Source organism: Streptomyces sp. SP17BM10, from assembly GCF_036322405.1.
GTDB lineage: Bacteria > Actinomycetota > Actinomycetes > Streptomycetales > Streptomycetaceae > Kitasatospora.
Window position 1 is genome coordinate 54,782 of sequence record NZ_JAQYXB010000595.1, and the last position, 23,800, is coordinate 78,581.

At 71.1% G+C, this 23,800-nt stretch carries 20 protein-coding genes; 6 read left to right on the forward strand and 14 right to left on the reverse strand.

What is annotated here, in order from left to right:
- Positions 1-39 precede the first annotated feature (39 nt).
- The 4 genes from tal to pgl all read left to right on the forward strand — a co-directional run bounded on the left by tal (position 40) and on the right by pgl (position 4,682).
- Positions 40-1,182 carry a transaldolase gene (gene tal / locus PUR71_RS20510; protein WP_329928511.1) on the forward strand — a complete coding sequence of 381 codons (1,143 nt, stop codon included), beginning with the start codon at positions 40-42 and terminating at the stop codon, positions 1,180-1,182.
- Between the two features lie 70 nt (positions 1,183-1,252).
- Positions 1,253-2,800, forward strand: coding sequence for a glucose-6-phosphate dehydrogenase (gene zwf / locus PUR71_RS20515; protein ID WP_329928626.1), 1,548 nt, complete (start codon positions 1,253-1,255; stop codon positions 2,798-2,800).
- Positions 2,797-3,897 carry a glucose-6-phosphate dehydrogenase assembly protein OpcA gene (gene opcA / locus PUR71_RS20520; RefSeq protein ID WP_329928512.1) on the forward strand — a complete coding sequence of 367 codons (1,101 nt, stop codon included), beginning with the start codon at positions 2,797-2,799 and terminating at the stop codon, positions 3,895-3,897. The genes zwf and opcA overlap by 4 nt, the downstream gene beginning before the upstream one ends.
- Positions 3,894-4,682, forward strand: coding sequence for a 6-phosphogluconolactonase (pgl, locus tag PUR71_RS20525; protein ID WP_329928513.1), 789 nt, complete (start codon positions 3,894-3,896; stop codon positions 4,680-4,682). The genes opcA and pgl overlap by 4 nt, the downstream gene beginning before the upstream one ends.
- A gap of 74 nt (positions 4,683-4,756) precedes the next feature.
- Here pgl and PUR71_RS20530 read toward each other — a convergent pair whose 3' ends face one another.
- From PUR71_RS20530 to uvrA, 11 genes are all read right to left on the reverse strand, one after another.
- On the reverse strand, positions 4,757-5,044 hold the full coding sequence (locus tag PUR71_RS20530) for an RNA polymerase-binding protein RbpA (RefSeq protein ID WP_030308030.1): 288 nt from the start codon (positions 5,042-5,044) through the stop codon (positions 4,757-4,759).
- A 241-nt stretch (positions 5,045-5,285) separates the two neighbouring features.
- Positions 5,286-5,522: a preprotein translocase subunit SecG gene (gene secG, locus PUR71_RS20535; RefSeq protein ID WP_030055964.1), complete on the reverse strand. Its 237-nt coding sequence runs from the start codon at positions 5,520-5,522 to the stop codon at positions 5,286-5,288.
- 87 nt (positions 5,523-5,609) lie between these two features.
- On the reverse strand, positions 5,610-6,395 hold the full coding sequence (gene tpiA / locus PUR71_RS20540) for a triose-phosphate isomerase (protein WP_329928514.1): 786 nt from the start codon (positions 6,393-6,395) through the stop codon (positions 5,610-5,612).
- A gap of 5 nt (positions 6,396-6,400) precedes the next feature.
- The gene (locus PUR71_RS20545; RefSeq protein ID WP_329928515.1) at positions 6,401-7,603 is read right to left on the reverse strand and encodes a phosphoglycerate kinase; all 1,203 of its coding nucleotides are present in this window, start codon (positions 7,601-7,603) and stop codon (positions 6,401-6,403) included.
- Between the two features lie 153 nt (positions 7,604-7,756).
- Positions 7,757-8,764, reverse strand: coding sequence for a type I glyceraldehyde-3-phosphate dehydrogenase (gene gap, locus PUR71_RS20550; protein ID WP_329928516.1), 1,008 nt, complete (start codon positions 8,762-8,764; stop codon positions 7,757-7,759).
- Positions 8,765-9,093: 329 nt separating this feature from the next.
- The gene (whiA, locus tag PUR71_RS20555) at positions 9,094-10,074 is read right to left on the reverse strand and encodes a DNA-binding protein WhiA (RefSeq protein ID WP_329928517.1); all 981 of its coding nucleotides are present in this window, start codon (positions 10,072-10,074) and stop codon (positions 9,094-9,096) included.
- Entirely contained in the window at positions 10,065-11,162 is a 1,098-nt protein-coding gene (locus PUR71_RS20560) for a gluconeogenesis factor YvcK family protein (protein WP_443077510.1), read from the reverse strand. Before PUR71_RS20560 ends, whiA begins: the two co-directional genes overlap by 10 nt.
- 63 nt (positions 11,163-11,225) lie before the next feature.
- Positions 11,226-12,110 carry an RNase adapter RapZ gene (gene rapZ / locus PUR71_RS20565; protein ID WP_443077500.1) on the reverse strand — a complete coding sequence of 295 codons (885 nt, stop codon included), beginning with the start codon at positions 12,108-12,110 and terminating at the stop codon, positions 11,226-11,228.
- Between the two features lie 118 nt (positions 12,111-12,228).
- Positions 12,229-14,328 (reverse strand): excinuclease ABC subunit UvrC, encoded by a 2,100-nt coding sequence (gene uvrC / locus PUR71_RS20570; protein WP_329928518.1) that lies wholly within the window; start codon positions 14,326-14,328, stop codon positions 12,229-12,231.
- Between the two features lie 96 nt (positions 14,329-14,424).
- The gene (locus tag PUR71_RS20575; RefSeq protein ID WP_329928519.1) at positions 14,425-14,871 is read right to left on the reverse strand and encodes a Rieske (2Fe-2S) protein; all 447 of its coding nucleotides are present in this window, start codon (positions 14,869-14,871) and stop codon (positions 14,425-14,427) included.
- A 96-nt stretch (positions 14,872-14,967) separates the two neighbouring features.
- On the reverse strand, positions 14,968-17,880 hold the full coding sequence (uvrA, locus tag PUR71_RS20580) for an excinuclease ABC subunit UvrA (RefSeq protein ID WP_329928520.1): 2,913 nt from the start codon (positions 17,878-17,880) through the stop codon (positions 14,968-14,970).
- Positions 17,881-18,147: 267 nt separating this feature from the next.
- Between uvrA and PUR71_RS20585 the strand changes: the two genes are divergently transcribed.
- The gene (locus tag PUR71_RS20585) at positions 18,148-18,882 is read left to right on the forward strand and encodes a maleylpyruvate isomerase family mycothiol-dependent enzyme (RefSeq protein ID WP_329928521.1); all 735 of its coding nucleotides are present in this window, start codon (positions 18,148-18,150) and stop codon (positions 18,880-18,882) included.
- 45 nt (positions 18,883-18,927) lie between these two features.
- On the forward strand, positions 18,928-19,581 hold the full coding sequence (locus PUR71_RS20590; protein ID WP_329928522.1) for an MBL fold metallo-hydrolase: 654 nt from the start codon (positions 18,928-18,930) through the stop codon (positions 19,579-19,581).
- A gap of 72 nt (positions 19,582-19,653) precedes the next feature.
- Here PUR71_RS20590 and PUR71_RS20595 read toward each other — a convergent pair whose 3' ends face one another.
- The 3 genes from PUR71_RS20595 to uvrB form a co-directional block, all read right to left on the reverse strand.
- Positions 19,654-20,637, reverse strand: coding sequence for a TerC family protein (locus tag PUR71_RS20595; RefSeq protein ID WP_329928523.1), 984 nt, complete (start codon positions 20,635-20,637; stop codon positions 19,654-19,656).
- A gap of 206 nt (positions 20,638-20,843) precedes the next feature.
- Positions 20,844-21,422, reverse strand: a complete 579-nt coding sequence (locus PUR71_RS20600) for a TerD family protein (RefSeq protein WP_329928524.1) — start codon at positions 21,420-21,422, stop codon at positions 20,844-20,846.
- Positions 21,423-21,684: 262 nt separating this feature from the next.
- Positions 21,685-23,778, reverse strand: a complete 2,094-nt coding sequence (uvrB, locus tag PUR71_RS20605; protein ID WP_329928525.1) for an excinuclease ABC subunit UvrB — start codon at positions 23,776-23,778, stop codon at positions 21,685-21,687.
- Between the last annotated feature and the right edge of the window lie 22 nt (positions 23,779-23,800).

Genomic DNA, 23,800 nt, shown 5'->3' on the forward strand with positions numbered 1-23,800 from the left:
GACGACCCCACGAAGACAGAAGAAGAAGGACTGAGCACCATGACCGACGCACTCAAGCGCCTCAGCGACGAAGGCGTGGCGATCTGGCTGGACGACCTCAGCCGCAAGCGGCTGAACTCCGGCAACCTGGCCGAGCTGGTGCAGAACAAGCACGTGGTGGGCGTCACCACCAACCCGACCATCTTCCAGAAGGCCATCGCCGGCAGTGGCGACAGCTCCTACGACGGCCAGCTGCGCGACCTCGCCGTCCGCAAGGTCACCACCGACGAGGCGATCCGCATGATCACCACCTCGGACGTGCGCGACGCCGCCGACGTGCTGCGCCCGGTCTACGACGCCTCCAACGGCCGCGACGGCCGCGTCTCCATCGAGGTCGACCCGCGCCTGGCGCACGAGACCGCCGCCACCGTCGCCGAGGCCAAGCAGCTGTGGTGGCTGGTCGACCGCCCGAACGTCTTCATCAAGATCCCCGCCACCAAGGCCGGCCTGCCCGCCATCGCGGAGGTCATCGGCAAGGGCATCAGCGTCAACGTCACGCTGATCTTCTCGCTGGACCGCTACAAGGCCGTCATGGACGCCTACCTGACCGGCCTGGAGGCCGCCAAGGCCAAGGGCCTGGACCTCTCCCAGATCGAGTCCGTCGCCTCCTTCTTCGTGTCCCGCGTGGACACCGAGATCGACAAGCGTCTGGACAAGATCGGCGGCGACGCCCGGAACCTGCGCTCCAAGGCCGCCCTGGCCAACGCCCGCCTCGCCTACCAGGCGTACGAGGACGTCTTCGGCAGCGTCGACGGCAAGACCGCCGGCAGCGCCCGCTGGAAGGCCCTGGAGGCCGCCGGCGCCAAGCCGCAGCGCCCGCTCTGGGCCTCCACCGGCGTCAAGGACCCGGCCCTGCCGGACACCCTGTACGTCACCGAGCTGGTGGCCCCCGGCACCGTCAACACGATGCCCGAGGCCACCCTGGACGCCACCGCCGACCACGGCGTGGTGACCGGCAACACCATCGTCCCCAACTACGCCGACGCCAAGGCCCTCCTGGACGCCATCGCGGCCGCCGGCGTGGACTACGACGACGTGGTCCAGGTGCTGGAGGACGAGGGCGTCGAGAAGTTCGAGCAGTCCTGGACCGAGCTGCTCGACACCGTCACCGCCTCGCTCGCGTCCTTCGCCGACGAGAAGTGACCCCTGCTCACAGCCAGCGCACGAAAGCGGAGCCCATCAAGTGAGCACTGATTTCCCCGAGTTGACACCGGTGTCGGACGCGGACGATCTCCCGCCCACCCCCGTCAATCCGCTTCGTGACCCCGCAGACCGACGGCTCCCGCGCATCGCGGGGCCGTCGGGCCTGGTCATCTTCGGGGTCACCGGCGACCTGTCCCGCAAGAAGCTGATGCCGGCGATCTACGACCTCGCCAACCGCGGACTGCTGCCGCCGGGCTTCTCGCTCGTCGGCTTCGCCCGCCGCGAGTGGGAGGACGAGGACTTCGCCAAGGAGGTCCACGACGCCGTCAAGGACCACGCCCGGACCCCGTTCCGGGAGGAGGTCTGGCAGCAGCTCGCCAAGGGCATGCGCTTCGTCCAGGGCACCTTCGACGACGACGACGCCTTCGACAAGCTCCGCCAGACCATCGAGGAGCTCGACAAGGCCCAGGGCACCGGCGGCAACTTCGCCTTCTACCTGTCCGTCCCGCCGAAGTTCTTCCCGACCGTCGTCCAGCAGCTCAAGAAGCACGGCCTGGCCGACCCGCCGCAGGGCTCCTGGCGCCGCGCCGTCATCGAGAAGCCGTTCGGCCACGACCTGGAGAGCGCGCAGGAGCTCAACAAGGTCGTCCACGAGGTCTTCCCGCGCGACGAGGTCTTCCGGATCGACCACTACCTGGGCAAGGAGACGGTCCAGAACATCCTGGCGCTGCGCTTCGCCAACCAGATGTTCGAGCCGATCTGGAACCGGTCCTACGTCGACCACGTGCAGATCACGATGGCCGAGGACATCGGCATCGGCGGCCGCGCCGGCTACTACGACGGCATCGGCTCCGCCCGCGACGTCATCCAGAACCACCTGCTCCAGCTGATGGCGCTCACCGCCATCGAGGAGCCCGCCTCCTTCCACCCGAAGGCGCTGGTCGCCGAGAAGCTGAAGGTGCTCAGCGCCGTCAAGCTCCCGGCCGACCTCGGCCGGCACACCGTGCGCGGCCAGTACGCGGCCGGCTGGCAGGGCGGCGAGGAGGTCGTCGGGTACCTCGACGAGGACGGCATCGACCCGGACTCCAAGACCGACACCTACGCGGCCATCAAGCTGGAGATCAACAACCGCCGCTGGGCGGGCGTCCCGTTCTACCTGCGCACCGGCAAGCGCCTGGGCCGCCGCGTCACCGAGATCGCGGTCGTCTTCCAGCGCGCCCCGTACCTGCCGTTCGACTCCTACGCGACCGAGGAGCTCGGGCAGAACGCCCTGGTCATCCGGGTCCAGCCGGACGAGGGCGTGACGGTGCGGTTCGGCTCCAAGGTGCCCGGCACCTCCTTCGAGGTCCGCGACGTCACGATGGACTTCGCCTACGGCGAGTCCTTCACGGAGTCCAGCCCCGAGGCCTACGAGCGGCTCATCCTCGACGTGCTGCTCGGCGACGCCAACCTGTTCCCGCGCCACCAGGAGGTCGAGCTCTCCTGGCAGATCCTCGACCCGATCGAGAAGTACTGGGACACCCACGGCAAGCCGGCCCAGTACGCGGCGGGGACCTGGGGCCCCGTCGAGGCGGACGAGATGCTCGCACGAGACGGCAGGAGCTGGCGCCGGCCATGAAGATCGACCTCACCAACACGACCTCGAGCAAGATCAACGCCGCGCTCATGGAGGCGCGCCGCGCCGGTGGCAGCACGGCCGCCGGCATGGTGCTCACCCTGGTGATCGTGACCGACGAGGGCAGCGCCTACGACGCCCTCAAGGCCGCCAACGACGCCTCCCGCGAGCACCCCTCGCGCACCCTCGCGGTGATCAAGCGCGCCGGGCGCTCGCCCCGGGCCCGCGCCGAGACGCGCCTGGACGCCGAGATCCTGGTCGGCTCGGACGCCGGCTCCGGCGAAACGGTCGTCCTGCGCATGCACGGCGAACTCGCCGCGCACGCCCAGTCCGTCGTGCTGCCGCTGCTGCTGCCGGACGCCCCGGTCGTCGTCTGGTGGCCGGAGAACGCGCCGCTCCACCCCGCGCAGGACCCGCTCGGCTCGATCGCCCAGCGCCGGATCACCGACGCGGTCACCGCCGAGTCCCCGGTCGGCCAGCTCGCCCAGCGGGCCCAGAGCTACACCCCGGGCGACACCGACCTCGCCTGGACCCGGATCACCGGCTGGCGCTCGATGCTCGCCGCGGCGCTCGACCAGCGCCCGTCGCACATCGTCTCCGCCGTGGTCGAGGGCGAGTCGTACAACCCCAGCGTCGAGCTGCTCGGCCTGTGGCTGCACAACCGCCTGCACGTCCCGGTCGAGCGCGTCGTCACCGGCGGCCCCGGCATCACCGCGGTGCACCTGCGCACCAAGGACGGGGACATCACCCTGGACCGCCCGGACGGCCTGATGGGCACCCTGTCGATGCCCGGCTCGCCGGACCGCCAGGTGGCGCTCAAGCGGCGCGAGACCGCGGAGCTGATCGCCGAGGAGCTGCGCCGGCTCGACCCGGACGACATCTACTCGACGGCCGTGCGCACGCCCGTGGACCGCCTCCGCGAGCCCTCCAACGCCGAGACGGCGGCCGCCGAGCGGGTCGCCCAGGCGGTCTCCGAGGTGCCGGTGGCCAATCCCGACCGGGTGACGGCCGGCGCCGCGGAGAAGAAGCCCGCGGCGAAGAAGGCCGCCCGGAAGGGCACGGAGAAGGCCGACGAGAAGGCCGCCGGGGGCAGCGCATGACCAACGCCACCCCGCAGCTCGTCGTCCACCGCGACAAGGAGCTGATGGCCCAGGCGGCCGCGGCCCGGCTCATCACCCGGATCGTGGACGCCCAGGCCGCCCGCGGCACCGCCTCGGTGGTGCTCACCGGCGGCCGCAACGGCAACGCCCTGCTGGCCGCGATCGCCGCCTCCCCGGCGCGCGACGCGGTCGACTGGGCGCGGCTGGACCTCTGGTGGGGCGACGAGCGCTTCGTGCCCGCCGCGGACCCGGACCGCAACGCCGTCCAGGCCCGCGCCGAGCTGCTCGACGCCGTCCCGCTCGACCCGGCGCGGGTGCACGAGATGCCCGCCTCGGACGGCGTGGACGGCTCGGACGTCGAGGCCGCCGCCGCCCGCTACGCGCAGGAGCTGGCGAAGGCGGCCGGCCCGGGCGACCGGAGCGGCGTGCCGGCCTTCGACGTGCTGCTGCTGGGCGTCGGCCCGGACACCCACGTCGCGTCGCTGTTCCCGGAGCACCCGGGCGTGCGGGAGACCGAGCTGACGGTGGTCGGCGTGCGCGGGGCCCCCAAGCCCCCGCCGACCCGGATCTCGCTCACCCTCCCGGCGATCCGGGCTGCCCGCGAGGTCTGGCTGCTGGCCGCCGGCGAGGACAAGGCGGGCGCGGTCGCGCTGGCCCTGTCCGGCCCGGGCGAGATCCAGGCGCCCGCCTCCGGCGCGTACGGCCGCGGCCGTACGCTGTGGCTGCTGGACCGGGCCGCCGCCGAGCGGATCCCGCCGCAGCTGTACCCGCCGGCCTCCGCCTAGGGACGACGCCTCAAGGGGCTCAACGCCGAAGGGCGCCACCGTCGTTGACGGTGGCGCCCTTCGGGTCTTGCGGCTCAGATCTCGCCGCGCAGCTTGGCCAGCGCCTCGGCGAGGATCGCCTCGCCGTCGGCGTCGGTGCGCCGCTCGCGGACGTAGGCGAGGTGGGTCTTGTACGGCTCGTTGCGCGAGGGGGCGGGCGGGTTGTGCTCGTCCTGGCCGGCCGGGAAGCCACAGCGCGGGCAGTCCCAGGTGTCCGGGATGACGGCTTCGGCGGCGAAGCTGGGACGGGTCTCATGCTTGTTGGCACACCAGAAGGAGATCCGGTTGCGCGGGGCGGACTCGCCGCGCTCCGCCTCACCCATCGGGCCCGCTCCGACCCTGCTGCCACGGATGGCGTTGCCACTTGCCACGGTCTGACTCCCTGCGTGCTGGTACGCCGACCCGCCGCGGTGCGCGTCGGTGGCGAAAGTCGTCCTAGTGTAAGCAGGAGTTAAGGGTGCACCACCATCGCCTCCGCCCCCCGACCGTCCCAGGATAGGCGCTCGGGCGACGGGGCGTCAGGCTTGTGCGGGCTCCGTTACCAGCAGAGGTCTTCGACCGGTCCTAGCCCTTGTACTTGAGCAGCAGGCCCAGCACGATGATGCAGGCGAACCAGCCCAGGCCGACCACGATCGTGATGCGGTCGAGGTTGCGCTCGGCCACCGCGGAGCCGCCGCCGGTGGACATCGCGCCACCGCCGAACATGTCGGACAGACCGCCGCCCTTCCCCTTGTGCAGCAGCACGAGAAGGATCATCAGCAGGCTGAAGATGATCAGGGCAATCGAGAACCCGAGAACCACGACGGGACCAACTCTCTCGTATCTTCGGCGAAGGGGCCGGGCCGCTTCCGGCGGTCCGGCCCCAAAGCCTACGTTGCTGCGGCGGCGTTAGCCTACTGCCTGGTCACGGTAACGCACGATCTTGGCGAACTCCGCAGCGTCCAGCGAGGCACCGCCGATCAGGCCGCCGTCGATGTCGGGCTTGGCCATCAGGCCGGCCGCGCTCGACGACTTGACCGAACCGCCGTACAGCACACGGACCTTGTCGGCCAGCGCGCCGTCGTACAGCTCGGCGATCCGCTGGCGGATGGCGGCGCAGACCTCCTGCGCGTCCTCCGGGGTGGCCACCTCGCCGGTGCCGATCGCCCAGACCGGCTCGTAGGCGATCACGACGGTCTCGGCCTGCTCGGCCGGGACGTCCTTGAGGCCACCGTCCAGCTGGGCGAGCGTGTGCTCGACGTGGGTGCCGGCCTTGCGGACCTCCAGCGGCTCGCCGATGCACAGGATCGGGGTGATCCCGGCCCGGTAGGCGGCCTTGACCTTGGCGTTGACGATCTCGTCGGTCTCGGCGTGGTACTGGCGGCGCTCCGAGTGGCCGATCACCGCGTAGGTGCAGCGGAGCTTGGCCAGCATCGGGCCGGAGACCTCGCCGGTGTAGGCGCCGGAGTCGTGCTGCGAGATGTCCTGCGAACCGTACTTGATCTTCAGCTTGTCCGTCTCGACCAGCGTCTGCACCGAGCGCAGGTCGGTGAACGGGGTCAGGACGGCGACCTCGACGGCCGCGTAGTCCTTGTCGTTCAGGGTGAAGGCGAGCTTCTGGGTGTGCTGGATGGCCTCGAGGTGGTTGAGGTTCATCTTCCAGTTGCCCGCCATGAGCGGGAGACGTTCGGTCATTGCGTTCAGCCTTCCAGGGCGGTGAGACCCGGGAGCTGCTTGCCCTCCAGGTACTCCAGGCTCGCGCCACCGCCGGTCGAGATGTGTCCAAAGGCGTTCTCGTCGAAGCCCAGGATGCGGACGGCTGCGGCGGAGTCGCCGCCGCCGACCACGGTGAAGCCGGGGCTGTCGAGCAGCGCCTGCGCGACGGCCTTGGTGCCGTTGGCGTAGTCGGGGTGCTCGAAGACGCCCATCGGGCCGTTCCAGAACACCGTCCCGGCGTCGGCCAGCTTCTCCGCGTACAGCTCGCGGGTCTTCGGGCCGATGTCCAGGCCCTCCTTGTCGGCCGGGATGGCGTCCGAGGCGACGAGGTCGAAGGTGGCCGGGGTCTTGCCCTTGAGGTCCGGGAAGTCGGCCGACACCAGGACGTCGACCGGCAGGACGAACTCGACGCCCCGCTTCTCGGCCTCGGCCAGGTAGTTCAGGCAGACCTGGATCTGGTCCTCCTGCAGCAGCGAGATGCCGACCTCGTGGCCCTGGGCCTTGAGGAAGGTGTAGGCCATGCCGCCGCCGATCAGGATGCGGTCGGCCTTCTTCAGCAGGTTGTCGATCACGCCCAGCTTGTCGGACACCTTGGCGCCGCCGAGCACGACGACGTACGGCCGCGCGACCTCGTCGGTGAGCTTCTTCAGCACGCCGACCTCGGTGGCGATCAGGTCGCCGGCCGCGTGCGGCAGCAGGGCCGGGAGGTCGAACACCGAGGCGTGCTTGCGGTGCACCGCGCCGAAGCCGTCGCCGACGTACAGGTCGGCCAGGGCGGCCAGCCGCTCGGCGAAGGCCTTGCGCTCGGCGTCGTCCTTGCTGGTCTCGCCGGCGTTGAAGCGCAGGTTCTCCAGCAGCGCGACCTGGCCGTCGGCCAGGCCCGCGACGGCGGCCGCGGCGCCCTCGCCCACCGTGTCGGTGGCGAAGGCGACGTCCTTGCCGAGGATCTCGCCGAGGCGCACGGCCACCGGAGCGAGGGAGAACTTCGGGTCCGGCTCACCCTTCGGGCGGCCGAGGTGGGAGGCGACGACGACCTTCGCGCCGCGCTCCAGGAGCTTGGCGATGGTCGGCGCGACCGCGCGGATGCGGCCGTCGTCGGTGATCGTGGCGCCGTCCAGCGGCACGTTCAGGTCGGCGCGGACGAAGACGCGCTTGCCGGCGACGTCGAGGTCTTCGATGGTCTTCACGGGTTCTTCGGTCTCCTGGGGAGATGGTGGATGCGCAGAGGGGCGGCACGGCGCAGGGGCCGCCCAGAAGGTTCTTGTACGCAGAACGAGGGCCCGGTCGGCATCCTGCGCCGTCCGGGCCCTCGCCCTCACATCACGTCAGCTCCCACTGCGTCAGAGCCGGCCACCGACGAGGGTGACCAGGTCGACGACGCGGTTCGAGTAGCCCCACTCGTTGTCGTACCAGCCGAGCACCTTGACCTGGTTGCCCTGGACCATGGTGAGCTGCGAGTCGAAGATGCAGGAGGCCGGGTCGTTGACGATGTCCGAGGAGACGATCGGGTCCTCGGTGTAGGCCAGGATGCCCTTGAGCGGGCCCTCCTGCGCGGCCTTCTGGAAGGCGGCGTTGACCTCGTCCTTGGTCACCTCGCGCTCCAGCGTGACGACCAGGTCGGTGATGGAGCCGGTCGGGACCGGGACGCGCAGCGAGGTGCCGTCCAGCTTGCCCTTGAGCTCCGGCAGGACCAGGGCGGTCGCCTTGGCGGCACCCGTCGAGGTCGGGATGATGTTCTGCGAGGCCGCACGAGCACGGCGCAGGTCCTTGTGCGGGAAGTCCAGGGTCACCTGGTCGTTGGTGAACGCGTGGACGGTGGTCATCAGACCCTTGACGATGCCGAAGCTCTCGTTCAGCACCTTGGCCATCGGCGCCACGCAGTTGGTGGTGCACGAGGCGTTGGAGATGACGTGGTGGTTGGCGGCGTCGTACTTCTCGTCGTTGACACCCAGGACGATGGTGACGTCCTCGTCGGTGGCGGGCGCCGAGATGATGACCTTCTTCGCGCCGGCGGTGAGGTGCTTCTTCGCGGCCTCGGCCTTGGTGAAGATGCCGGTGGACTCGACGACGATGTCGGCGCCCAGGGCGGCCCACGGCAGGTTCGCCGGGTCGCGCTCGGCCGTCACCTTGAAGGTGTGGCCGTCGACGGTGATGCTGTCCTCGGTGTGCGAGACCTCGCCCGGGAAGGTGCCCAGGGTGGTGTCGTACTTGAGCAGGTGAGCCAGGGTCTTCGTGTCAGTCAGGTCGTTGACACCGACGATCTCGATGTCCGCGCCCTGGGCCTTGACCGCGCGGAAGAAGTTGCGGCCGATGCGGCCGAATCCGTTGATGCCTACCCGGATCGTCACGAACCGATCTCCTCGTTAGGTACGCCGGAGCTAAGCCGACGGGGGTGAGATTTGGGAAGTCCCCGACCGCCTATGACCCTACCCCTCCGGGGCCTGGGAGGGCACATCGCACCGATTCGCGAGACTTGGCGTGGCGCGGCCCAAACCCCATTTCAGGCCTTCCGTCCTTGGCCCTGCGGGCAGTTGGCCCCGGTCAAGTGGTCTCTACCAATTTGCCAAGCCGGGATCGGACCGCACCGGCGCGCGAAGGCGTCCGGACACGACGGCGGCCGGTGCCCGGAATCCGGACACCGGCCGCGAATCGGTCACGAACCGTGGTCGTCAGGTCGTCAGTTGAGCGCCATCTCGTCGGTGAGGTTCGCCTCGGTGCTCGGCAGGCCGAGTTCACAGGCCCGCTTGTCGGCCATCGCCAGCAGGCGGCGGATCCGGCCGGCCACCGCGTCCTTGGTCAGCGGCGGGTCGGCGAGTGCGCCGAGCTCCTCCAGCGAGGCCTGCTTGTGCTGCATCCGCAGCTGGCCGGCCGCGGCCAGGTGCTCGGGCACCTCGTCGCCGAGGATCTCCAGCGCGCGGGCCACCCGGGCGCCGGCCGCGACCGCGGCGCGGGCCGAGCGGCGCAGGTTGGCGTCGTCGAAGTTGGCGAGGCGGTTGGCGGTGGCCCGGACCTCGCGGCGCATCCGGCGCTCCTCCCAGGCGAGCACCGACTCGTGCGCGCCCAGGCGCGTCAGCAGCGCGCCGATCGCGTCACCGTCCCGGATGACGACCCGGTCCACCCCGCGCACCTCGCGGGCCTTGGCGGGGATGCCGAGCCGGCGGGCGGCGCCGACGAGGGCGAGGGCCGCCTCGGAACCGGGGCAGGTGATCTCCAGCGACGACGAGCGGCCGGGCTCGGTGAGGGAGCCGTGCGCGAGGAAGGCCCCGCGCCAGGCCGCCTCGGCGTCGCAGGTGGCCCCGGAGACGACCGCCGGGGGCAGGCCCCGGATCGGGCGCCCGCGGCCGTCGACGAGGCCGGTCTGGCGAGCGAGCAGTTCGCCGTCCTTGACCACGCGCACGACGAAGCGGCTGCCGCGGCGCAGCCCGCCGGGGGCCATCACGACGAGGTCGGAGGAGTGCCCGAAGATCTCCAGCAGGTCCTTGCGCAGGCGCCGCGCGGCCGCCCCCGTGTCGAGCTCGGCCTCGATCACGATCCGGCCGCTCACGATGTGCAGCCCGCCTGCGAACCGCAGGATCGCCGACACCTCCGCCTTGCGGCAGCAGGCCCGGGTGACCGGGAGCCGGCTGATCTCGTCCTTCACCGCTGGAGTCATCGCCATGGCCCGATCCTTCCATGTGTCCGGAAAATCCGGTCGTACGCTGCCGCCAACAGCTCCGGGTCGTGTCGCGGGGTGCCGTCGGTGCGGGCCACCCGGCCGAGCACCAGGGCCGCGCCCATCCGCTCGGCGGCCTTCTCCAGACCGTCCAGGTCGGCCTGGCCGAAGGCGCCGCCGGTGACGGCCCGCTCGTCCACCAGGATCGCATCCACGGCGAGCCCCGGGGCGTGGTCGGCGATGACCTCCAGGTGGCGCTGCGGCGTGAAGCCCTCGGTCTCGCCGGGCTGGGGGGCCAGGTTCAGGGTGAGCAGGCGGCGGGCGCGGGTCTCGACCAGGGCCTTGGCGAGGTCGGGCACCAGCAGGTGCGGCAGGACGCTGGTGAACCAGGATCCCGGCCCGAGCACCACCCAGTCCGCCTCGCGCACGGCGGCGACGGCCTCCGGGACGGCCGGCGGCTCCTCCGGCACCAGCCGGATCGACTGCACGGTGCCCGGCGTGACGGCGACGCTGGCCTGGCCGCGGACGGCCGTGACCGCGCCGGGGTGCTCCGGGTCGTGGCCGCGGACGGTGGCCTCGATGTCCAGCGGCACCGCCGACATCGGCAGCACCCGGCCCTGGACGTTCAGCAGCCGGCCGACCCAGTCCAGCGCGGCGACCGGGTCGCCGAGCTTCTCCCACAGCGCGACGATCAGCAGGTTGCCCACGGCGTGCCCGCCGAGGTCCCCGCTGCCGGTGAAGCGCTGCTGGATCACCTCGGACCAGGTGCGGCCCCAGTCGTCGTCCCCGCACAGCGCCGCCAGGGCCTTGCGCAGGTCGCCCGGGGGCAGCACGCCGAGTTCGGCGCGCAGCCGCCCGCTGGAGCCGCCGTCGTCGGCGACGGTGACCACGGCGGTCAGATCACTGGTGAGCCGGCGCAGGGCCGACAGCGACGCGGACAGGCCCTGGCCGCCGCCGAGGGCGGTGATCCGGGGGGCCGGGTTGGCCCGGGCGGGGCTGCTGCGCGGCTTGCTGGGGGCCGGGGTCCTCGCGGGGACCCCGCTCCGGTCGCCGTTCTTGTGGTGCGGCTGCCGTCCGGGCACGTATCCCGTCACACCCACCTCGCGTTCCTCGTCGCCCGCGGCCGCCCGGCCGGCGGCCCGGCGAGGAGGCGGCGGTTACTCCCGTCCCATGTCTCGGTGGACCAGCACCGTTTCGACGCCGTCGGCGATGAGGCGCTTGGTCAGGCGCTCGGACATCGCGACGCTGCGGTGCTTGCCACCGGTGCAGCCTACGGCAAGCGTCATGTAGCGCTTCCCCTCCCTGCGGTACCCCTCCGTGACGATGCGCAGCAGCTCGGCGTAGCCGTCGAGGAACTCGTTGGCGCCGGGCTGCTGGAACACGTAGTCGGCGACGTCGGAGTCGGTGCCGGTGCGGGCCCGCAGCTCGGGCACCCAGTGCGGGTTGGGCAGGAAGCGGCAGTCCACCACGAGGTCGGCGTCGACCGGCAGGCCGTACTTGAAGCCGAAGGACATCACGGTGGCGCGCAGCTCGGGCTCGTCGTGGTCGGCGAACTGGGCGTCGAGCTTGGCGCGCAGCTGGTGCACGTTGAGGTTGGAGGTGTCGATCACCAGGTCGGCCTCGCCGCGCAGGTCGCGCAGCAGGTCGCGCTCCAGGGCGATGCCGTCGACGATCCGGCCGTCGGCCTGGAGGGGGTGCGGGCGGCGCACGCTCTCGAAGCGGCGGACCAGCGCCTCGTCGGAGGAGTCCAGGAAGACGACCTGGAGCCGGACGCCGCGCTTCTCCAACTCGTCGAGCGAGGTGAGCAGGTCGTCGAAGAACTGGCGGCCGCGGACGTCCACGACGGCGCCGATCCTGGCCACGTTGCCCTGGGAGCGGGCCCCGAGGTCGACCATGGTCGGGATGAGGGCCGGCGGCAGGTTGTCCACCACGAACCAGCCGAGGTCCTCCAGGCACTTGGCCGCGGTGGAGCGGCCGGCTCCGGACATGCCGGAGATGATCACCAGCTCCGGGACGTTCTCGGCCACGTCTGACACGGTCACTTCGGTTCCCCGCTCTCGGTCTTTCTGCTGGGGAGCACGCGCATGGCGCGGCCGTACGGCGCCGGTCCGCCCGGGCGGTCGGCGGCCGGGCGCGCCGGCTGACGGGCGGCGTCGGCCGTCATGGCGTCTCCTGGGATGGTGCGGTCGTGGGTGCTGCGGCCACCGGCGCGGTGGCCCGGTCGGTCCCGTCCTCGATGATCTCGCCGGTCGCGGTGTTGACCGCGGGTGCGGCGGGTGTACGGGAGGACAACGCCGCCGCAACAGTCTCCGCCGTGCGGCGTCCGATGCCGGGTACGGCGCAGAGTTCGTCGACGGTGGCGGCCCGGAGCCTCTTCAGCGAGCCGAAGTGCTTGAGCAGCGCCTGGCGGCGAGTCTCGCCGAGGCCCGGGACGGAGTCCAGTTCCCCGGCGGTGAGTCGCTTGGAACGCTTGCTGCGCTGGTAGCCGATCGCGAAGCGGTGGGCCTCGTCGCGCACGCGCTGGAGCAGGTAGAGGCCCTCGCTGCTGCGCGGCAGGACGACGGGGTCGTCCTCGCCCGGCAGCCAGACCTCCTCCAGGCGCTTGGCGAGGCCGCACAGGGCGACGTCGTCGATGCCGAGTTCGTCCAGGGCCCGCTTGGCGGCGGCGACCTGGGGGCGGCCGCCGTCGACGACGAGCAGCTGCGGCGGGTACGCGAAGCGGCGCGGTCGGCCGTCGTCGTTGCGCAGCCCGTCGTCGCTGTGCAGGCCGTCGTCGCTGTGCAGGCCGTCGTCGCCGTGCAGGCCGTCCTCGGTCGCGGCGCCCGGGTCGTCCTCCTCGGGGACGGCCCACTCGCCGGTCTGCTCGCGCTCCTGGAGGTAGCGGCGGAAGCGGCGGCCGATCACCTCGTGCATCGAGCGGACGTCGTCCTGGCCGGCGAAGCCCTTGATCTGGAAGCGCCGGTACTCGCTCTTGCGGGCCAGGCCGTCCTCGAAGACGACCATCGACGCGACCACGTCCTCGCCCTGGAGGTGGGAGATGTCGAAGCACTCGATGCGCAGCGGGACGGAGTCCAGCTCCAGCGCGTCGGCGATCTCCTGGAGGGCGCGGCTGCGGGTGGTGAGGTCGGAGGCGCGCTTGGTCTTGTGCAGGGCCAGCGCCTGTTGGGCGTTGCGCTGCACGGTGGCCATCAGGTCCTTCTTGTCGCCGCGCTGCGGGACGCGCAGGTCGACCTGGGCTCCGCGCAGGCCGCTCAGCCACTCCCGGACCGGCCCGTCCGGCTCGGGCAGGGCCGGGACGAGCACCTCGCGCGGGACGCTCTCGCTGCCGCCGCCGTAGAGCTGCTGGAGGGCGTGCTCGACCAGGCCCGCGGTGTCGACGTCCTCGACCTTGTCGGTGACCCAGCCGCGCTGGCCGCGGACCCGGCCGCCGCGCACGTGGAAGATCTGGACGGCGGCCTCCAGTTCGTCCTCGGCGAGGGCCAGGAGGTCGGCGTCGGTGGCGTCGGCGAGCACGATGGCGTTCTTCTCCATCGCGCGCTTGAGGGCGCCGATGTCGTCCCGCAGGCGGGCCGCCTTCTCGTACTCCATCTCCGCGGCGGCCTCCTGCATCTGGTCCTCCAGGCGGCGCAGGTAGTTGCCGGTGCGCCCGGCCATGAAGTCGCAGAAGTCCTCGGCCAGCGCGCGGTGTTCGTCCGCGGTGACCTTGCCGACGCAGGGCGCGGCGCACTTGCCGATGTAACCGAGCAGACAGGGCCGGCCGACCTGCTGGGCGCGCTTGAACACGCCGTTGGAGCAGGTGCGCACGGGGAAGACGCGCAGCAGCAGGTCGACCGTCTCGCGGATCGCCCACGCGTGCCCGTACGGGCCGAAGTAGCGCACGCCCTTCTTGTGCGCGCCGCGCATCACCTGGACGCGCGGGTACTCCTCGTTGAGGGTGACCGCGAGCTCGGGATAGCTCTTGTCGTCGCGGTACTTGACGTTGAACCGCGGGTCGAACTCCTTGATCCAGGAGTACTCCAGCTGGAGCGCCTCGACCTCGGTGGCCACCACCGTCCACTCGACCGACGCGGCGGTGGTGACCATGGTCGCGGTGCGCGGGTGCAGCCCGGCGAGGTCCTGGAAGTAGGACGACAGGCGCGGGCGCAGGCTCTTGGCCTTGCCGACGTAGATGACCCGGCCGTGGGCGTCGCGGAACCTGTAGACGCCCGGTGAGGTCGGAATCGCGCCCGGGGCCGGGCGGTAGGTGCTCGGGTCAGCCATGGGTCCACCGTACCGAGTGGGGCCGGGGGTGCGGAGGGGTGATCCGTTCGGCGGACGCCGGCGCGGCGGGGGTCTGTTCGGCGGGGGTCAACTGCGTCAGCTCGGGGTCACCTTGAGGTTGCCGGCCTCGACCGTGACGGTGTAGGCGGGCAGCGGGGAGGGGGCCGGGCCGTCCGCCACGGCGCCGTCGGCGATGGCGAACTTGCTGCCGTGGCAGGGGCACTGGATCTGCTGGTTCTTCACCTGGTCGACGATGCAGCCCGCGTGGGTGCACTTGGCGCTGAACGCCTTGTACTGCCCGGCGGTCGGCTGGGTGACGACGATCTTCTGCTCGCGGAAGACCTTGCCGCCGCCCTCCGGCACCGCCGAGGCCGGGCCGAGGTCCACCGGGCCCTTGGGGGCGGCACCGGAACCGGACGAACCCGCGGACGAGCCGCAGCCGGTGAGCGCCACGGTGCCGCCGGCCGCCGCCAGGACGGCCGCGGCGCCGCACAGCAGGGTGCGGCGGGAGGTGGCGGGGGTGCTCTCGGGGGCCTCGGACATCGGTGCGCTCCTGCGGGTGGGTGCGGCGTGGGACCACGGAAGTCTATGCGGCGCGAACACGGCCGCTCCGGGTGGGAGCGGCCGTGCGCGCGTGCGTTACTTCTTCGCGGCGGCGGCGCGCTTGCGCGGCGCCCGCTTCGCCGGGGCGGCGACCGGGGCGTCCGCGAAGTCGCCCGGGAGGATGTCCCGGAGGAACTTGCCGGTGTGGCTCTCCGACACCGCGGCGATCTGCTCCGGGGTGCCCTCGGCGACCACCGTGCCACCGCCGGAGCCGCCCTCGGGGCCCATGTCGACGATCCAGTCGGCAGTCTTGATCACATCGAGGTTGTGCTCGATGACGATCACCGTGTTGCCCTTCTCGACCAGCCCGGTGAGCACCTTGATCAGCTTGCTGATGTCCTCGAAGTGCAGGCCGGTGGTGGGCTCGTCGAGCACGTAGACCGTCCGCCCGGTGGAGCGCTTCTGCAACTCCGAGGCGAGCTTGACGCGCTGCGCCTCGCCGCCGGAGAGCGTCGGCGCGGACTGGCCGAGCCGGACGTAGCCGAGGCCGACGTCGTTGAGCGTCCGGAGGTGGCGGGCGATCGCCGGGACGGCCTCGAAGAAGGCCAGCGCCTCCTCGATCGGCATGTCCAGCACCTCGGCGATGGACTTGCCCTTGTAGTGCACCTCCAGCGTCTCCCGGTTGTACCGGGCGCCGTGGCAGACCTCGCACGGCACGTAGACGTCCGGCAGGAAGTTCATCTCGATCTTGATGGTGCCGTCACCGGAGCAGTTCTCGCAGCGCCCGCCCTTGACGTTGAAGGAGAACCGGCCGGGCAGGTAGCCGCGGACCTTGGCCTCCTGCGTCTCCGCGAAGAGCCGGCGGACGTGGTCGAACACCCCGGTGTAGGTGGCCGGGTTGGAGCGCGGGGTGCGCCCGATCGGCGACTGGTCGACGTGCACCACCTTGTCCACCAGGTCGGTGCCGGTGATCCGGGTGTGCCGGCCCGGCACGCTGCGGGCGCCGTTCAGCTCCCGGGCGAGGTGGGTGTAGAGGATGTCGTTGACCAGCGTCGACTTGCCGGAGCCGGACACGCCGGTGATCGCGGTGAAGGTGCCGAGCGGGAAACCGACCGTGACGTCCTTGAGGTTGTGCTCGCGGGCGCCGTGGACGGTCAGCTGGCGCTTCCTGTCCCGCTCGCGGCGGGCCGCCGGGATCGGGATCGACCGCTTGCCGGACAGGTACTGGCCGGTCAGCGACTCCTTGTTGGCGAGCAGCTGCTTCAGCGAACCGGAGTGCACCACCGTGCCGCCGTGCTCGCCGGCGCCCGGGCCGATGTCGACCACCCAGTCCGCCGTCTTGATGGTGTCCTCGTCGTGCTCGACGACGATCAGGGTGTTGCCGATGTCGCGCAGACGCACCAGTGTCTCGATCAGCCGGTGGTTGTCCCGCTGGTGCAGGCCGATGGACGGCTCGTCCAGCACGTAGAGCACGCCGACCAGGCCGGAGCCGATCTGGGTGGCCAGCCGGATCCGCTGGGCCTCGCCGCCGGACAGGGTGCCGGCCGCGCGGTCGAGCGAGAGGTAGTCCAGGCCGACGTCGACCAGGAAGCGCAGTCGCTCGTTGACCTCCTTGAGGACGCGCTCGGCGATCTGCTTGTCCCGGGCGCTCAGCTTCATCGCGCCCAGGAACTCGGCGCAGTCGCTGATCGACATCGAGGAGACGTCGGCGATCGACCGGTCCTGGACGGTGACCGCGAGCACGACCGGCTTGAGCCGGGTGCCCTGGCAGGTCGGGCAGGGCACCTCGCGCATGTAGCCCTCGAAGCGCTCGCGGCTGCTGTCGCTCTCCGCCTCGGTGTGCCGGCGCTGGATGAACGGGACGGCGCCCTCGAAGCCCGTGCTGTAGGAGCGCTCGCGGCCGAAGCGGTTGCGGTAGCGCACCTCGACCTGGTGCTTGTGGCCGTACAGCAGCGCCTTCTTGGCGCGGGCCGGCAGCCCGGCCCACGGGATGTCGGTGCGGAAGCCCAGCTCCTGGGCGAGCGCGTCGATCAGGCGCTGGAAGTACTCCTTGGCGTGGCCGGCCGACCACGGGTGGATGGCGCCCTCGTCGAGCGAGCGCTCCGGGTCCGGCACGACCAGCTCCGGGTCGACCTCCATCCGGTTGCCCAGGCCCGAGCAGTCCGGGCAGGCTCCGAACGGCGAGTTGAACGAGAACGAGCGCGGCTCCAGCTCCTCGAACGACACGTCGTCGTACGGGCAGTAGAGGTGCTCGGAGTACATGCGCTCGCGCTCCGGGTCGTCCTCCGGGAGGTCGACGAAGTCGAGCACGACCATGCCGCCGGCCAGCCGCAGGGCCGTCTCCACCGAGTCGGTGAGCCGCCGCTTGGCGCTCTCCTTGACGGTCAGGCGGTCGATGACCACCTCGACGGTGTGCTTCTCCTGCTTCTTGAGCTTCGGCGGCTCGGCGAGCTGGACCGTACCGCCGTCCACCCGGGCGCGCGAGTAGCCCTTGGACTGGAGGTCGGCGAAGAGGTCGACGAACTCGCCCTTGCGCTCGCGTACCACCGGGCTGAGCACCTGGAACCGGGTGCCCTCGGGGAGTTCCAGCACCTTGTCGACGATCGCCTGCGGCGACTGCTTGGCGATGGCGCGGCCGCAGTGCGGGCAGTGCGGCTTGCCGATCCGGGCGAACAGCAGGCGCAGGTAGTCGTAGACCTCGGTGATGGTGCCGACGGTGGAACGGGGGTTGCGGTTGGTGGACTTCTGGTCGATCGAGACGGCCGGGGAGAGGCCCTCGATGAAGTCCACGTCGGGCTTGTCCATCTGCCCGAGGAACTGGCGGGCGTACGAGGACAACGACTCGACGTAGCGGCGCTGGCCCTCGGCGAAGATCGTGTCGAAGGCGAGCGAGGACTTGCCGGAGCCGGAGAGGCCCGTGAAGACGATGAGGGAGTCGCGGGGCAGGTCGAGCGAGACGTTCTTGAGGTTGTGCTCGCGAGCACCGCGGACGATGAGGCGGTCGGCCACTGCTTCTGGCGCCTTTCTCCGGGGCGAGAGGGCTTGCGGTGTGAGGTGTTCTTCTTCCAGGATGCGGCAGCCAGCCTATAGCTCAGACGTTCGAATCTCGACTTTGTCCACCCGAGTCCACCCGAACGAGTGAGGGCCGCCCCGGGGCCGTCCGTACCCGAACGCGAAAAGGCCCTGCTCAGGCCCCGGAGTCGGCGGTAGCGTCGCCTGGTCAACGAGCGAAGCCCTGTCCGGGCAACGCGCCGTTCCGCAGAGAAGGCAGATTCGATGACCGACCCGCAGTCCGCAGCCTCCGTCGCCGCCCGGTGGCTGAGCCTGGTCGAGGAGAGCACCCGCGGCATGCTGCAGAGCGTCTCCGCGCTGTTGCCCGAGGCCGTCGCCGAGCCCTCCGCGCTCCCCGGCTGGACCCGCGGCCACGTACTGGCCCACCTCTCCCGCAACGCCGACTCCCTGGTCAACCTGCTGACCGGCGCCCGCACCGGCACCGACATCCCGCAGTACGCCAGCGAGCAGGCCCGCGACCAGGGCATCGAGGACGGTGCCGGCCGCCCGCTGGACGAGCAGCTCGCCGACCTGCGCGAGTCGCACGAGCGCTTCGCCGCGGCCGCCGGGCTGATGACCGACGAGGACTGGGCCGCCGAGGTGCGCCACCGCTCCGGCGCGGTCTTCCCGGCCTGCGACCTCGTCTGGAAGCGCCTCGGCGAGCTGGAGTACCACCTGGTCGACCTGGACGCCGGCTACGGCCCCCAGCGGTGGCCGGAGGTCTTCGCGGTCACCGAGTTCCACAAGCTCGCCGTCACGCTGCACGGCACCGACCTGCCCGCCGTCGAACTGGTCGCCGAGGACACCGGCGACCTCGGTCTGATCGGCACCGGCGAGCCCGCCCTGACCGTCCGGGGCCCGGTCCGCGCCCTGCTCGCCTGGCTCTCCGGCCGCTCCGACGGCGCCGACCTGAAGCACACCCCCGACATCGCGCTCCCCCGGCTTCCCCCGCTGGGCTGACGGGGCGAGGATGATCCCAGAACCGACACGACGAGGAGCGGACGGATGACGTACCACGGAGCGGTCAAGGTCGGCGGGCCCCCGGACGTGCGCGAGCTGGCCCACCTGATCATCACCAAGGTGGCCGTCGGCCCGTACGACAACAACGCCTACCTGCTGCGCTGCCGCGCCACCGACGAGCAGCTGCTGATCGACGCGGCCGCCGACGCCCCGGTGCTGCTGGAGACCGTCGGGGACGACCTCGAAACCGTGGTCACCACCCACCGGCACCACGACCACTGGGGCGCGCTGGCCGAGGTGGTCGCCACCACCGGCGCCCGCACCGCCGCCGGCGAGCACGACGCCGAGGGCATCGACGTGCCCACCGAGCTGCTGCTCGCCGACGGCGACAGGCTGCGGGTCGGCGACGTCGAACTCACCGTCCGGCACCTGGTCGGGCACACCCCGGGCGCGATCGTGCTGATCTACGACGACCCCCAGGGCCACCCGCACGTGTTCACCGGCGACTGCCTCTTCCCGGGCGGCGTCGGCAACACCTGGGGGGACCCGGAGGCCTTCCGGACGCTCTTCCGGGACGTCAACGAGAAGCTCTTCGACGTCCTCCCGGACGAGACCTGGGTCTACCCCGGCCACGGCAACGACACCACCCTCGGCGCCGAGCGCCCGCACCTGGAGGAGTGGCGCGAGCGCGGCTGGTAGGCCCGTCGGGCGCCGAACGGCCAGGAGCCCCCGGGACGGCGTCCCGGGGGCTCCTGGCGTGCGTGCGGGGGGTCAGGCGTCGAGCTTCTCGGGCTCGCGCCCGGCCTGCTCCTGCTGCTTCTTCGAGGCCATCAGGCTGGTCACCGTGGTGACCGCCAGCACGACCACGATGAAGCCCAGCGAGAACGGGATGCCGATCTCCGGCACGTGCGCGCCGGCCTCGTGAGCGGCGTGCAGGACCAGCTTCACGCCGATGAAGCCGAGGATCACCGAGAGGCCGTAGCTCAGGTGGACCAGCTTCTTCAGCAGGCCGCCGATCAGGAAGTACAGCTGGCGCAGGCCCATCAGCGCGAAGGCGTTGGCGGTGAACACGATGTACGGGTCCTGGGTCAGGCCGAAGATGGCCGGAATCGAGTCCAGCGCGAACAGCACGTCGGTCGTGCCGATCGCCAGCATGACGATCAGCATCGGGGTCATCAGCCGGCGGCCGTTCTCCCGGACGAGGAGCTTGGTGCCGTGGTACTTGTCGGTCGACGGGAAACGCCGCTCGATGGACTTGAGCAGGCGGTTCTCCTCGAACTCGTCCTCCTCCTCGCCGGCCCGGGCCTCCTTGATCAGCTTCCAGGCGGTCCAGATCAGGAAGCCGCCGAAGATGAAGAACACCCAGGAGAACTGCGTCACCAGGGCTGCGCCACCGGCGATGAAGATCGCCCGCAGCACCAGCGCGATGATCACGCCGAACATCAGCACGCGCTGCTGGTAGATCCTGGGCACCGCGAACTTGCCCATGATCAGGATGAACACGAAGAGGTTGTCGACGCTGAGCGACTTCTCGGTGATGTAGCCGGCGAAGAACTCGCCCGCCGGCTGCGCGCCGGAGTGCCACCACAGGAAGCCGCCGAAGAGCCCCGCCAGCACGACCCAGACCGCGGTCCAGATCCCGGCCTCCTTGATCGAGACCTCGTGCGGCTTTCTCCCGCCGATGAAGAAGTCCGCCACGATCAGTGCGATCAGCACACCGACCGTGGTGACCCACATGGCTACGGAAACGTCCATTACTGCTCCTCCGGCAGCTAGGCGAGACAGGTCGTCACTGCCGGAGGTCTCTTCCGCCCACGGGACTCAGCCGGGGACCAGCGCCCCGGGGCGCCGCGACGGGGCGCCCGTGATGACGGGGACGACTGCGGGGGAATACTCCCCTCCGCTGCCGTCGAGAGTAACAGAGGAGGCAAGGGAAGGTAAAGAAGGTAAAGGATGCGACGTCAGAGGAACGGCTCGATCGCCGGGAGCAGGTCCTGGAAGGTCCGGCCGCGGGCCGGAGCGCCGATCGCCTGCATCGCCCAGCCGCCGGAGCCGTCGCGGAACACCTTCGCCATGATCTGGCCGGTGTGCGGCCCTCCCCCGGCGAGTTCGTAGCGGGCCAGCTCCATCCCGGTCGTCTCGTCCACCAGGCGGCAGTGCGCGTTCCGGACCTCGGCGAAGGTCTGGCCGGTGTAGGAGCTCACCGTGAAGACGACCTGGGTGATCTGCGTCGGCACGCGCAGCAGGTCGACCAGGATCGCCTCGTCGTCGTCCGTGCCCGAGCCGCCCTCCAGGTTGTCCCCGGTGTGCCGGATCGAGCCGTCGGTGGACTCCAGGTGCTGGAAGAACACGACGTCGGAGGGCGTCCGCTCGGCGTAGAGCAGGGCCGAGGCGTCCAGGTCGATCTTCCGGGTGCGGGTGCCGAACAGGCCCCGTTTGGGCGCGGCCTGCCAGCCGAGGCCCATCCGGACCACGGTGAGCTCGCCGCCCGAGCCCTTCTGGAGGCTGACCTTCTGGCCCTTGGCAAGGCTCACCGACACGACGTTGTCCTCTCTGCCCGGCCGCGCGCCCGGTCCGCGCGCGGCTCCCTGCTGGAACACCCCGTCGCCGTCCCCCGGCTGAGGCCCCCTCGTCTTCCGGCCCGCCACTCCGTCCCGGGAGCGCGGGTGCCGCAGGCAAGCCTAGGGCCTGCGGCACCCGCGAACCCCAAGCGTTCGCCGGTTTGTGGCAAGGCTGAGACACCGTCGGCGTTGACCGGTACCGAACCGGCCGGCGCCGACGGCGCCGGGACCGGGCCGCGGCTCAGGCGACCCCGGCCTCCCGCATCTGGCGCAGCTCCTTCTTGAGCTCCTTGACCTCGTCGCGCAGCCGGGCCGCCACCTCGAACTGGAGGTCGGCGGCGGCCGCGTGCATCCGGTCGGTCATCTCCTGGATCAGGTCCGCCAGCTCGGCGGCCGGCATCGACTTGGCGGGCTTGCGCTCGGCGCCCAGCATCGGCACCGGGGCCCTGCCCTTGCCCGCGGCGCCGCGGTAGCCGGTGGAGAGCAGCTCGTCGGTGTCGACGTCCTCGCGGGCGAGGGTGTCGAGGATGTCGCCGATCTTCTTCCGCAGCGGCTGCGGGTCGATCCCGTGCTCCTTGTTGTACGCCTGCTGGACGGCGCGGCGACGGTTCGTCTCGTCGATGGCCTTCTCCATCGCGGGGGTGATCCTGTCCGCGTACATGTGCACCTGACCGGAGACGTTGCGGGCGGCGCGCCCGATCGTCTGGATCAGCGAGGTGCCGGAGCGCAGGAAGCCCTCCTTGTCCGCGTCCAGGATCGCCACCAGCGACACCTCGGGCAGGTCGAGGCCCTCGCGGAGCAGGTTGATGCCGACCAGCACGTCGTACCGCCCGGCCCGCAGCTCGCGCAGCAGCTCGACGCGGCGCAGGGTGTCCACGTCGCTGTGCAGGTACCGGACCCGGATGTCCAGGCCGAGCATGTAGTCGGTGAGGTCCTCGGCCATCTTCTTGGTCAGCGTGGTGACCAGGACGCGCTCGTCGCGCTCGACCCGCTTGCGGACCTCGTGCACCAGGTCGTCGATCTGGCCCTCGGTCGGCTTGACGATCACCTCGGGGTCGATCAGGCCGGTCGGGCGGATGATCTGCTCGACGTGACCGTCACCGCGGGACAGCTCGTAGGCACCCGGGGTGGCCGACAGGTACACCGTCTGGCCGATCCGGCCGAGGAACTCCTCCCACTTCAGCGGGCGGTTGTCCATCGCGGACGGCAGGCGGAAGCCGTGCTCGACCAGCGTGCGCTTGCGCGAGGCGTCGCCCTCGTACATCGCGCCGATCTGCGGGACGGTGACGTGCGACTCGTCGATGACGAGGAGGAAGTCCTCGGGGAAGTAGTCGAGCAGCGTGTTCGGCGGGGAGCCGGGCTCGCGGCCGTCGAAGTGCATCGAGTAGTTCTCGACGCCCGAGCAGGTGCCGATCTGGCGCAGCATCTCGATGTCGTAGGTGGTGCGCATCCGCAGCCGCTGGGCCTCCAGCAGCTTGCCCTGCTTCTCCAGCCGGGCGAGCGTCTCCTCCAGCTCCTTCTCGATGCCGGCGACCGCCCGCTCCATGCGCTCGGGACCGGCCACGTAGTGCGAGGCGGGGAAGACGTAGACGGAGTCGTCCTGGCTGATGATCTCGCCGGTGAGCGGGTGCAGGGTGTAGAGCGCCTCGATCTCGTCGCCGAACATCTCGATCCGGACGGCGAGCTCCTCGTAGACCGGGAAGATCTCGACGGTGTCGCCGCGCACCCGGAAGGTGCCACGGGTGAAGGCGACGTCGTTGCGCGCGTACTGGATGTCGACGAAGCGGCGCAGCAGCACGTCCCGGTCGATCTCCTGGCCGACCTTGAGCGGCACCATCCGGTCGACGTACTCCTGCGGCGTGCCCAGGCCGTAGATGCAGGAGACGGACGCGACGACGATCACGTCCCGGCGGGTGAGCAGCGAGTTCGTGGCGGAGTGCCGCAGCCGCTCGACCTCCTCGTTGATCGAGGAGTCCTTCTCGATGTAGGTGTCCGTCTGCGGGACGTACGCCTCGGGCTGGTAGTAGTCGTAGTACGAGACGAAGTACTCGACCGCGTTGTTCGGCAGCAGTTCGCGGAACTCGTTGGCCAGCTGGGCGGCCAGCGTCTTGTTCGGCGCCATCACCAGGGTGGGCCGCTGCAGCTTCTCGATCATCCAGGCCGTGGTGGCCGACTTGCCGGTGCCGGTGGCGCCGAGCAGGACGACGTCCTTCTCCCCGCCCTTGATCCGCCGCTCCAGCTCGGCGATCGCCGCCGGCTGGTCCCCGTTGGGCTGGAAGGGACTGACGACCTCGAAGGGCGCCACTGACCGCTCAATACTCGTGATGGGTCGCACGTGTCCACCGTACGACCCACCA